This is a genomic window from Bacillus sp. J14TS2 (assembly GCF_018333015.1).
Lineage (GTDB): Bacteria > Bacillota > Bacilli > Bacillales > Bacillaceae_C > Lederbergia.
On record NZ_BORE01000003.1, the window covers coordinates 17,902 to 30,592 of the forward strand.

General features: G+C 39.0%; 8 protein-coding genes. All 8 read left to right on the plus strand.

Annotation, left to right across the window (positions count from 1 at the left end; genetic code table 11):
• Positions 1-210 precede the first annotated feature (210 nt).
• The 8 genes from KI375_RS05060 (at position 211) to dagF (ending at position 12,677) form a co-directional block, all read left to right on the plus strand.
• Positions 211-2,559, plus strand: coding sequence for a helix-turn-helix transcriptional regulator (locus KI375_RS05060; RefSeq protein ID WP_212972452.1), 2,349 nt, complete (start codon positions 211-213; stop codon positions 2,557-2,559).
• An 86-nt stretch (positions 2,560-2,645) separates the two neighbouring features.
• A complete protein-coding gene (locus KI375_RS05065; RefSeq protein WP_212972453.1) occupies positions 2,646-5,915 on the plus strand; it encodes a glycosyl hydrolase in 3,270 nt (1,089 codons plus the stop codon).
• On the plus strand, positions 5,887-7,251 hold the full coding sequence (locus tag KI375_RS05070) for a sulfatase family protein (protein ID WP_374706803.1): 1,365 nt from the start codon (positions 5,887-5,889) through the stop codon (positions 7,249-7,251). Before KI375_RS05065 ends, KI375_RS05070 begins: the two co-directional genes overlap by 29 nt.
• Before the next feature lie 52 nt (positions 7,252-7,303).
• Entirely contained in the window at positions 7,304-8,449 is a 1,146-nt protein-coding gene (locus KI375_RS05075) for an oligogalacturonate lyase family protein (RefSeq protein ID WP_212972455.1), read from the plus strand.
• Between the two features lie 180 nt (positions 8,450-8,629).
• On the plus strand, positions 8,630-9,631 hold the full coding sequence (locus tag KI375_RS05080; protein ID WP_212972456.1) for a zinc-dependent alcohol dehydrogenase family protein: 1,002 nt from the start codon (positions 8,630-8,632) through the stop codon (positions 9,629-9,631).
• A 77-nt stretch (positions 9,632-9,708) separates the two neighbouring features.
• A complete protein-coding gene (locus KI375_RS05085; protein ID WP_374706804.1) occupies positions 9,709-10,839 on the plus strand; it encodes an amidohydrolase/deacetylase family metallohydrolase in 1,131 nt (376 codons plus the stop codon).
• Positions 10,817-11,920, plus strand: coding sequence for a DgaE family pyridoxal phosphate-dependent ammonia lyase (locus KI375_RS05090; protein WP_212972458.1), 1,104 nt, complete (start codon positions 10,817-10,819; stop codon positions 11,918-11,920). Before KI375_RS05085 ends, KI375_RS05090 begins: the two co-directional genes overlap by 23 nt.
• Before the next feature lies 1 nt (position 11,921).
• Complete coding sequence (dagF, locus tag KI375_RS05095; RefSeq protein WP_212972459.1) at positions 11,922-12,677, plus strand: 2-dehydro-3-deoxy-phosphogluconate aldolase; 756 nt, start codon at positions 11,922-11,924, stop codon at positions 12,675-12,677.
• Positions 12,678-12,691: the final 14 nt, after the last annotated feature.

Sequence of the window (12,691 nt, forward strand, 5' to 3'; positions counted from 1 at the left end):
ATGCGAAGTATAATTCCGTAGCGGGGTATATGAACCTAGTAGTTCGGTTTTGTCTTGTGTGAAAACACTTTTGTCTCAGCTTCAAGACTTTTTTTGAAAAACTTGCAAGTGTAGCGATGGAGATTTTTAAATGGTCGGAAAACGCCTCTAAAATATTCCTTGAAAGTATGGTAATATATTTGAAAGTGCTTACAATAAGAGGTGGAATAATTGAGAAATGTATTTGGTAAAAGGTTTGCAAGCTATTGTTTGCAATTTAACGGTCACTACCGAAGAAACTTAATTTTATTCCTCTTGATCACAAGTCTTCCAGGCATTCTAATCGGTGTAATATTATTTTTCGTAAGTAAATCACAGATGGAAAAAGAATTACAGACAGTTCATCAAAATCATCTATATAAAACGATTGATTCTATCCAAGAGCAGTTCTCCTATGTGGAATTTCTACTCGCTAATTGGGCTACAGATGTTAACTTTGGTGAAGACTATGAACAGATAGATTTAAAGAATGATTATAAGAAAGTACGGCAAATATATAAAACACTCCTATACATTGAGAATTCCAATCCATTTATCGGGCATGTTGAGTTATTCATCGATCAAGAGGAACCAATTGTTTTCTCAAAAAGTGGTTATCGTTTTATAAATGATTCAAAATTATCTGCCTATCGCCAATTTCTATCTCGTGATAATAGCTTATTTTGGAGTCCAAACCTATTGGAAGTGGAGCAGGATTACAAAGAACGATATGCACCACTTGGGTTAGTTCATAATATAACAAATACAAGATTCACTTCTTACGGATCCATCCTAGTATACATGGATAAGGATAAGCTAGCTGAACTACTTAAATCTCCATATGAAGCGGGGTCAGTTTTTCTATTAAGTAACCAAAACCATTGGATTTTTGCTAATCCTAATCAAGTGAAGCCAAGCAAGTTGGAAAAGGCTATTTATAACGAAATACAAGAAAGATCGGGAAAAAAGGAACCATTTTTATTCCATTTGAACAAGATGGAATATACCGTAACCTATGATTCATTTTCCAGGCTTGGTGATCAATGGTACTATGTTTCGATAGCGCCGCTCACAACGATTACAGCACCAGTTGTATTTATATCGAAACTATTCATTATTCTCTGTTCAACCTTATTATTGGTAGCTATTTTCCTTTCTTTATTTGCCTCTAAGAAATTATATATTCCGATTGAAACGTTGCTAAAAAAAATAAATGATGGGGGAAATACAACGAAAAATGAGTTTGATTTTATTGAAAATCAGTGGAATCATCTTTCGAGTGAGAGTGAAGATTTGCGAAGTCGTTTGGAAAGACAACTGCCTGATTTGAGAGAAGGTCTTTTAATGCAGCTTTTTCAAGGCTATTTATTTCCATTTACAGAAAAGGAATTACAGGAGCGTTTTCACCATTTTGGTTGGAAAAAAGAGCAAAAGTACTTGCTGCTTTTTGTACAATTATTTGGCTTATCTAAGTTACAAGGAAAGTTTCTAAAGGGAGACGAGGGACTTGTTACCTTTTTAGCTGGAAACGTAACAAAAGAGTTAATGCACCAAGTGGATGTTTCTGGACAAATCATTAATTTTCACGATCTCTCTCTTGGGTTATTTATTACGATCCCACAAGCAGAAGCAAAGGAGGAGGCTGAAGAAAAAATTCATCAGCTCAGTAAGTCGATGATCACATCCATAAATGAAATTTGTCATATGGATGTCGTGATCGGAATTAGTAGGATGACGAATGCAATCAAAGAGATTCACCCTATTTTCGAAGAAACCAAAAACTCCCTAAGTCTTCGCAAATGGAAAGATTATAATCAAATTATTGAGATTGAGAAAATGGATCAATTGTTTTTACATCAAAATCCGGTTGAATTTCCATTTGATATAGAAAAAGAGATTACACAAGCTATCAGGCTGAGAAATGAAGAGGATGCCATTAAGCGATCAAGACTATTTTTCCAAACATTATCTGAGAAAAACGTCAGTACGGCAATGATGAAACAAAGTGCTCTTCAACTTTTGAGTAGTATTCATCAGATTGCCTTACAGGCTGGATTAATGGATGAAAGTATTATGAATAAAGGTATTCAGCTTTATAAGCAGCTTTTTGAATTAAATGATCCCGTTGAGATGGGACGATGGTTTGAAGAAAAGGTTGTACGAGTGGTCATTCAAGAACTCTCAGAAAAGCAAGATCAAAGAATGAGGATAGTAGTAGAAAAAGTTGTTCATTTTATGCAAGAGAATTATATGAAAGATATTTCCCTAGACTATTGTGCAGATCAGGTTCATTTGCATCCGACTATTTTAAGTCGTGTATTTAAGGAAGTATCCGGCTGGAACTTTATCGATTTTCTTACTAATATCCGGCTTATGAAAGCAAAAGAGCTTCTTATTAAAACGGATGCTAAGATCAATCAAATTGCCGATCATATTGGATATAAGCCAAGCTATTTTAACCGACTTTTCAAAAAAAGCGAAGGGGTAACGCCTAGTGAATTCAGAAAAGTAAATCAGAGAAAGGGGAGTTTTATTTCGTAGGAGTAAGTGATCCAAACTGATTTCAATGTGAATTATTGGCGATGGAGAAGAGGAATAAGATACGATAAAACATTTGAGGTGACAAAATGCTAGATATGGCAACTTTTCAAAATCCTGATCCCCAATATGGAATTCACCCATTCTGGTTCTGGAATGGCGAAATAACGGATTCGGAAATTGAAAAGCAAATAACAGAGATGGCAGAAAAACGAGTGACGGGCTTTTTCTTATGTGCTAGGCAGGGGATGAGTGTGCCTTATTTATCTGATGAATGGTTTCAAAAAGTGGAATATGCCGTTGAAGTAGCGGCTAAATATCATCTGGATGTTTGGTTATATGATGAATATCCGTATCCAAGTGGAATGGCTGGCGGGGAAGTGACATTGGAACATCCGGATGCTAAGCAGTCTGTTCTGCAACATGTTGTGGAGAAAATAGGAGGCGGGAAAAAAGCTGAAGTCGAATTGCCGTGGGGAAAAGTGTTGTTTGCTAAGGCAGTGCCAATAGATCCTCAGACAAAAGCTCCTATTTGGCATGAGGCGATCGATCTGAAAGAATATATCGGAAATATACAGGTGGAGCCAGTCTACCAAAAAACAGGGCTCACGGCTTATAATCAAAAGCGCTTTTTTACCTATAATCCCAAGAAAATGTTGAATTGGACTGCTCCTAGTGGAGAGTGGGAAATCCATTGTTTTCTTGAAGGAGAAATCAATGATTTTAAATATTATGGGACTTTTGTAGATCCTTGTCATCATGAGGCCATGACAACTTTTATAGAATTGACTCATGAGCGCTACGCACAGAAATTGAAAAAGCACTTTGGAAAAACAATAAAAGGAATGTTTACTGATGAAATTCATTTGTTAGGCCGTTATCCTTGGTCCCCGCGTTTTGTCTCATTTATACAGGAAAAATATGGCTATGATATTCGGGATTATTTATATTTACTTCTTTATCAAGATGGAGATTTAGCCCCGAAAATCCGCTATCACTATTTTCAAGCCAACCATCTTCTTTTCAGGGAAGCCTATCATAAGCAAGTACATGATTGGTGTGAACAGTACGACTTAGAATATGTGGCGGAAGTTCCGTCTGTCAGGATGGCAACGCAAACTTATAGCCATATCCCAGGTGGCGATAGTGCTCATGAAAAGCTAGGGCGATCACTAGACTGGATTTTAAAGCGCTATTTTTATAGTTTACGAGCGAATCCTAAAATGATTAGTTCTCTAAGTCTGCAGCTTGGAAGGGACCGAGCATTGATTGAAAGCTTCCATAGTGTCGGCTGGTCAATGACATTACAGGATGCGAAATGGATGATTGATCGTTTAGCTGCATTTGGGGTTAACTTTTTTAATTTCCATGCCTTCTTTTATACATTGGATGCGATGGTGAAACATGATGCACCGCCGTCTCAATTTTTACAAAACCCATATTGGCAGCATTATCGAATGCTAGGAGATTATACAGCAAGAATGAGTTATCTTATGAGTGAAGGAACTCCCGTACGCTCAATTGCTGTGCTAGACCCAACCACAAGCTTGTGGACACATATGGGAAATCCATTTTCATCCTTTGCGTATACAGGAAAGGATGAAACGGAAAAAGAGCAACTTGAAAACTTGAAGAGTCATTGGGCAGACCTGTGTATTGAATTAACGACCCATTATAAGGATTATGATCATCTTGATCCAGAACTACTTGCGAGAGCAGAGATTTCTAATGGAGAGATGGTGATTGGAAAAGCGAGATATAAGGTTTTAGTCATTCCGCCCATTTCAAATTTGGAAGCGAATGCTTGGAGGAAAATCAAGCGATTTATCGATGAAGGTGGAGTGGTGATTGCTAACGGGCTTCTTCCTTATGAAAATATTGATGGGGATGAAGAGATGTTTGCGGAAATTAAGCAAACCTTTGGACTAGCACCTAAAGCAATCATCAACTTTTGGAATGGGGAGGAGACAGATCTGCTCAGCTATTACACGAAGGGCGAGAACAATGCCTTCTTCATTCCTTGCACAGTGAATCAATCTTTACAAAAAAGAATACAGGCTTTATTTAAAATTCTTGATTCATCTTTACAAACTGATGTCCAGTTCAAGGTACAAAATGATGCGAAGTGCTTTTTATTGCAGCACCGCCAATTTGACGATGAATCAGAAATGATATTTATAAGTAATCAAGAAGGAGATACGCATCAAGCCGAACTCTTAGTCAAACGCAATTATAGTAGCTTTTCAAAATTAAATCTGGAAACCGGGCAAAGTGAACAAATACCGGTTAAATGGATGGAAGATCATTGGAAAGTAGATTTGGAATTTTCTCCGTATCAATCTTATGTTATTCAGATGCAAAACAAGGTAGCAATCGAAAACTCGTTCGTTAAGAATAGATCGGATATTTTGGAAATAAATGCTACTGATGATTGGATTGTGAGCCCACTACAGGAGAATATGCTTAGATTGGCGGAATTTACTCTCCATTTGCCCGAACAAGGAATAGCTCATTATCCTATTCAGGCAAAGACATTTATTGATCAATGTGAGGACTTAGCTGAAAAACAAGCATTACCGGTACAGTTTAAGCAAACATTTGGAACACCAATGAAGGTAAAGATGGCTTATCCAATCGATATTTGCTATCAGTCTACCTTTGAAGTCGAGGAGTTTCCTTCATACTGTTCATTGGTAATGGATACTCATGCAATTCAAGGGGAATTGGCTATTTTTATTAATGGATCCCTTCTGGAGCAGGATCGTTTCCAGCGAGAATTTGTTTACGATCATCATAATGCTGTTTGCGATATTTGCTTGTTGATTAAAAAGGGGATAAATACAATCGAAATAAAAGGAAAGATTCATCATGATTGGCAGGGAGTTGTCGACCCACTTTATATAAAAGGAGACTTTGGTGTTGAGTTTACTAATGCTCTCCAGCCAATCTTGACAGAATTACCTAGAAACTCCCCCACGCTAATTGGACCATATAGAGGATTACCTTATTATGCGGGTAAAGTGCATTTCCAAAGAAAAATTCATCTTAATAGCCTTCCAGCAACAGCTGACTTTGCATTGCAATTTTCCGAGTTTGAGTATTTCCATGAATGTGCCGAAGTCGTGGTAAATGGTCATTCACTTGGAATCAAAGCATGGTCACCATACAGATGGGAGGGGAAAACAAGTATTCTGTCAGAAGGAGAAAATGTGATTGAAGTGAAAGTGACGAATACACTTGTTGGCCTATTAGAAGGCAAATACTTTGATGACGAGACACATACACTGAAAGATGTACGATTGGTAAAAGCGAGGAATTTCGATAAAGGAAGTGAAACAATTGGGCAAACAAAGAAATAATCGACCAAATGTCGTCGTGTTTTTCACAGATCAGCAACGATGGGATACAACAGGTGTTCATGGCAATCCGCTTGATCTAACACCTAACTTTGATCAGATGGCTCAGGAAGGAACACATCTTTATAATAGCTTTACCTGCCAGCCTGTTTGTGGACCCGCTCGTTCTGCCTTTCAGTCTGGACGTTATCCAACACAAACAGGATGTTATCACAATGGGGTCCCTTTACCTCCTGATACAGCAACATTAGCTCAGCAATTTAAGAAGGCTGGTTATCAAACAGGCTATATCGGTAAATGGCATCTTGCTGCTGAGGAACCAGTGAGTGAAGCGAGAAGGGGAGGATATGATTATTGGTTAGCTTCGAATGCTCTGGAACACACATCTGAAGCTTATCAAACTACTCTTTATAACAATGATTGTGAACCTGTAGAGTTGCCAGGTTATCGAGTTGACGCGCTGACAGATGCGGCTATTCGTTATATTGATCAACATAAAAATAATCCGTTTTTTCTTTTTATTTCTTATCTTGAACCACATCACCAAAATAATATTGATGATTATCCAGCTCCTGACGGATATCGCGAAAGATATACATCGAAGTGGATACCGCCTGATCTTGCTGCCCTTGGTGGTACGGCTCCTCAGCATTTAGCTGGGTATTATGGAATGGTAAAACGTTTAGATGAAGCATTCGGGAGACTAATGGATGCATTGAAAAGTCTTCATTTATATGAAAATACGATTATCTTATTTACTTCAGATCATGGCTGTCATTTTAAAACAAGGAATAAGGAATATAAGCGTTCTTGTCATGAAAGTTCCATTCGTATTCCAACAGCGATTACCGGGCCCGGATTCCATCAAGGAGGACAAAAGCAGGAATTGGTCAGCTTAATAGATTTCCCTCCAACTTTAATCGACGCAGCTGGATTGGAAGTTCCCGAAGAAATGATGGGACATTCGATTTTACCTCTTGTTCGCGGATATAACGAAAAATGGCAGGAGGAAGTCTTTATCCAGATTAGTGAGGCACAGGTAGGAAGGGCGATCCGTACGAAAAAGTGGAAATATAGTGTCTCTGATCCAACAAAAGATCCCGTGTGTGATGCTCAATCCGATCATTATGTTGAAGAGTTTCTTTATGACTTAGAAGCAGATCCTTATGAATTAACGAATCTGATTGGATTCAAATCACATCAAGAGGTAACAAGCAAATTAAGAGAGCGTCTACTACGCCGGATTGCAGAAGTCGAATCTGAACATCCGACGATTGAGCAAGCACCAGTAAGAGGAAGTGGCCAGCGGAAAGTGAAAGAACGAGAGATTACTCTATAGACTATGTTTGTATGAAAATGATAAAAAAGAAATTTCCATAGGAGGCTAAGAAATGGGAAAGGGAAAAATCTGGTCACCCGAATGGTCGCAATATAAAGATCGATTTACCGGTGTCCAGATCACACAATTAACAGATTACTTAGGGCATAGTCATCATTTATATTTTACAGAGAATGGTTGGTATGAAGATGGACAAAAGTTATTGTTTTGCTCAGATCGAGAGAATAAAACCAATTTATTTCAGATCGATTTACAGACTGGAAAGATGATACAACTAACCGATTATGACACTACTTATGATATGTCTGCTTGTTTACATCCTAATGAGACGAAGGCTTATTTTCGCAGGAAAAATAAGATAATGGAGATTGATCTCCAGACATTGGAAGAAAAAATGATCTACGAAGGACCAGAAGATCTGATTGGTGGAAATCTTAATTGTACAGCAGATGGGAAATATTTGATTACATGTATGAGGGAGGATTTTTCAAATCAGATTCAAATCGATCTGAAGAATGGTTATATCGGTCATCGTGAACTAATGGAAGCCAAACCCAAATCACAAATACTGCAGATATCTATTGTGGATCAAAAAGCTAAAGTCGTTTTTGAGGAAGAGAACTTTATTACACATATCAATACTTCTCCAACAAAAAAGAACCTCATCACTTTTTGCCATGAAGGACCATGGCAGTTGGTCGACCATCGTATTTGGGGATTGGACATGGAGACAGGCGAAGTATGGAAAATTCGTGAACGAAAAGAAGAGAGGGAAATGGTGGGCCATGAATATTGGCATACAGATGGGGAAACGATTGGTTATCATGGATTTCGGGCCAATGGAACGGCTTTTTTTGGTAAAATAAGCTATGATAATCAGCAAATGAAAGAAGTGGAATTTCCTTTTCGTAATTGGCATGCCCAATCTAATGATTTTTCCAAAATCGTTGTCGATGGCAGGTCCCCACTGAATAAACTAATTGTATGGAGTCAAGTGAACGGGAAATTTACGAATCCTAAAGTGTTATGTGAACACCGTTGTAGTTTTCATGTACAAAAGGTCCATGCCCATCCTCGATTTAGTCCAGATGGTAATAAGCTACTCTTCACAAGCGATAAAAATGGTTATGGAAATTTGTATTTGGTTGATTTGCCGAAGAATCTTCATTCACTACCTGATTATGTTACGGAAGAGTGAAATAGCAATCTTCTTATGAGTGTTATTGATCCTAAAAAGCTAGCTGTTTCACTTTTTAGGGTCTTTCACTTTGATTAGGAAACATATTTTGAAATTAAGCAGGAAGAATCGCTTTTTTTCAAGAATAAAGAGTGTAAGTATCTTGAAGATGAACTGATCAAAAATAATGAGGTGAAAAAAATGAAGGCATTAGTCATTGAGAAGCCGGGACAAGCTGTAATCAAGGATGTTCCTTATCCCAAACCTGGCCGAGGAGAAGTTACGATCGAAGTAAAGCAGGTTGGGATTTGTGGCACGGATGTACATATTTATAAGGGAGAATTTTTATCCCCATACCCGATTATACCGGGGCATGAGTTTTCAGGGATTATTCATGAGGTTGGAGAAGATGTACCTGGATTTTCAATTGGAGAAAGAGTAGCGGCAGATCCATCGCTGTTTTGTGGAAAATGTTCTTATTGTTTAACAAATAGAGGCAATCACTGTGAAAATTGGGGAGCTCTGGGAAATACAGTCAATGGCAGTATGTCTGAATATGTAAAGGTCCCCTATGAAAACCTGGTACGATTGCCAGATGAGATGACTTTTGAGGAAGGGGCTTTTATCGAACCACTTGCTTGTGTTGTCTATGCTATGCATCGCCTCCAGTTAAAGGTAGGAGATCAGGTTTTACTATTTGGTGCAGGTGCAATGGGTCAACAACTCATTCAATCATTGAAAGCAGCCGGAGCATCCATGCTTGCTGTTGTAGATTTATCTGAGGAAAAGCTAAAAATGGCGAAAGAATGGGGGGCAACCCATACATTTACAAGTGAAGAGCTTGATCAGGTCCGAGAATTGCAGCCAAGGGGATTTGATATTGTTGTCGATGCGACAGGGATTCCAGCTGTTATTGAGCAGGCTATTCCCTTTACAGGACCTGTTGGCAAATATCTGCAATTTGGTGTGACGCCGGCAGATGCCACGATAAAGGTGAACCCATTTGATCTCTATCATAAAGACTGGACCCTAATTGGGACAATGGCGATTAATCATACGTTTATCCCTGCTTTTAACTGGTTGAAGGAAAAGCGGATTGATGTCCAACCACTTGTTTCTAAAACGATTTCGTTGGATGAAACGATCTCATTTTTGGAAGGTCCACGTGAGCCGGATTTATTAAAAGTGCAAATTAAAATTTAAAGTAGGTAATTTCATTTAAAGGCTGTCTAGATTTTTTACGCTAGACAGCTTTTTTGCTATAATAACATTATAATGTTATGAAAGGTTTAGGTAGAGGAGGGATTTTTTTGGAACGGCAGCTCGTATTACAAAATCTTAAATTTGTGAATGAAGAAGAAGGAGATATCGTTTTACGGGGAGGAAAAATTTCCCAAGTAACTGCACCAGGGAAAGGACAAGGCGACAAGGTCATCGATCTAACAGGGCATTATGTGTCTAGTGGCTGGATTGATTTACATGTCCATGCTTTCCCAGAATTTGATCCATATGGGGATCAGATTGATGAAATCGGGGTTAAGCAAGGCGTGACAACGATCGTCGATGCGGGGAGTTGTGGGGCAGCTCGCATTGCCGATTTATTGGCTGATGGTGAAAGAAATAAGACAAACTTACTTGCCTTCTTAAATATATCTAGGATTGGCTTAGAGAGGGTAGACGAGCTATCCCGGCTTGAATGGATTGATCATGATAAAGTGATGCAAGCCGTTCAGCAGTATGTGGATAAGATTGTTGGATTAAAGGCACGTATCAGTAGTAGTGTTGTGGGCGCGAGCGGGATAGAACCTCTCCATATTGCTAGGCAGCTATCAAGCGAAACATCTCTGCCATTGATGGTTCATATCGGATCTGCTCCACCAAAAATTGAAGAGGTGCTCGCCCTTTTAAAAAAGGGAGATGTGCTTACTCATTATTTGAACGGAAAGTCGAATAATCTTTTTTATGAAAATGGAGAGCCACTTCCTGAATTTTTGGATGCTATCCAACGTGGTATCCATCTTGATGTCGGCCATGGAACAGCTAGTTTTTCCTTTAATGTGGCAGAGACTGCGAAGCGTCATCATATCGGTTTGAATACGATTAGCACGGATATCTATCGGGGAAATCGAATCAATGGTCCTGTTTTTAGTATGGCCCATATATTATCTAAATTTCTTTATTTGGGCTATACACTAGAAGAGGTAGTTGCGGCTGTAACAAGTCATGCGGCCGATTGGTTAAAGAGACCAGAGCTGGGGCGAATCCAAGTAGGGGATACGGCTAACTTGACCATTTTTACAGTCGAGGACGGATCAATAGAATTGATAGATTCCCAAGGAGAAAAACGTATTGGTGAAAAGAAAATCAATGCAAAAGGAGTGGTAATACGTGACGAATTCATTAAATGTTAAATATGGTTTAAAACGCGTTATTAATGCAAGTGGAAGAATGAGTATTCTTGGCGTTTCTGCACCAACTGATACCGTTATGGAGGCAATGAAAAAAGGTGGACAAAACTATGTAGAAATCGATGATTTAGTAAATAAAGCCGGTGATTATATTGCTGATATCCTGGGTTCAGAGGCAGCTGTAATTGTCAATTCTGCATCCAGTGGGATCGCACTTTCTGTTGCAGCACTCGTCACGAAAGGCAATCGCCGGAAAAGTGAACGACTCCATCAAGATCCGATCGATCAAAATGAAGTGATTATGTTAAAAGGCCATAATGTTCAATATGGAGCACCTGTTGAAACAATGGTTTATTTAGGTGGAGGAAAGCTTATGGAAGTAGGCTATGCCAATGAGGGGAAAGCTGAACATATTGAATCGGCAATCGGAGAACACACAGCGGCTATCCTCTATGTAAAATCCCATCATGCCGTTCAGAAAAATATGATCTCTGTTGAGGAAGCATGGGAAGTGGCCCAGCGAAATCAAATTCCACTGATTGTCGATGCTGCGGCAGAGGAAGATTTACAGAAATATATTCGCTATTCTGACCTTGCGATTTATAGTGGCTCTAAGGCAATAGAAGGACCAACTTCAGGAATCGTGGGAGGAAGAAGAGAATATATTGAATGGCTGAAAGTACAATTACATTGTATTGGGCGCAGTATGAAAGTGGGAAAAGAAGCGAGCTTTGGCTTACTGCAAGCCTTAGATGAATATGGGGAGAAGAAAGATACAAGTGAACAAGAAAGAGAAGTTTTACAAGTATTAATGCCTTTGACCGAAATAGATGGAGTCAATGTGACAATTGTTCAAGATGAAGCGGGAAGAGCAATCTTTCGTGCTCGTATTCATATTGATGAAAAACAAACAAACAAAAGTGCGGACGAAGTAAACATTGCTCTGAAAGAAGGAGAGATCGCGATTTATACGCGGGATTATGGTGTGAAACAAGGCTTCTTTGATATTGATCCACGTCCTTTGCAGGGTGATGATATTGATGTAATCGAGCAGCAATTACGTACTATTATAGGAGGGAAATAATATGACCAATATGACAAAACGACTCTATAAAGGACGCGTAGGATTAAATGTCCTTGCAAATAGTGTAGGAAATGCGCAAGAAATTTTTACAGCGGCAGAAGGATATGCGCTGATTGGAGTGCTCTCCAAAGACTATTCAAGTGTTGAAGAAGCGGTAACGGCAATGAAAAAATACGGGGAAGAAATTGAAGATGCTGTCTCCATTGGTCTAGGTGCTGGTGATAGCCGCCAATCCACTGTTGTGGCTGAAATTGCCAAGCATTATCCCGGGACACATATTAATCAAGTCTTTCCAAGTGTGGGTGCGACTCGAGCGAATCTTGGTGAGAAAGATAGCTGGATTAATAGTTTGGTTTCTCCGACTGGAAAAGTTGGCTATGTCAATATTTCAACTGGACCGATTAGTGGTGAGGCGGTAGAAAATGCGATTGTACCCGTTAAAGCAGCGATTGCACTTGTTCGTGACATGGGCGGGAATGCTTTGAAATATTTTCCGATGAAAGGATTAAGTTGTGAGGAAGAATATCGTGCTGTCGCCAAAGCGTGTGGAGAAGAACAATTTGCATTAGAGCCTACGGGGGGAATTGACAAAGCGAATTTTGCAGCGATTTTGCGGATTGCGCTTGAAGCCGATGTTCCGATTGTCATTCCGCATGTGTATTCTTCCATTATCGATAAAAATACAGGCGAAACAAAAATTGCAGATGTTCGTGAGTTATTAGCAATTGTTAAAGGATTGGTGGATACTAGAGCATAAGTAGAAGGAAAGGT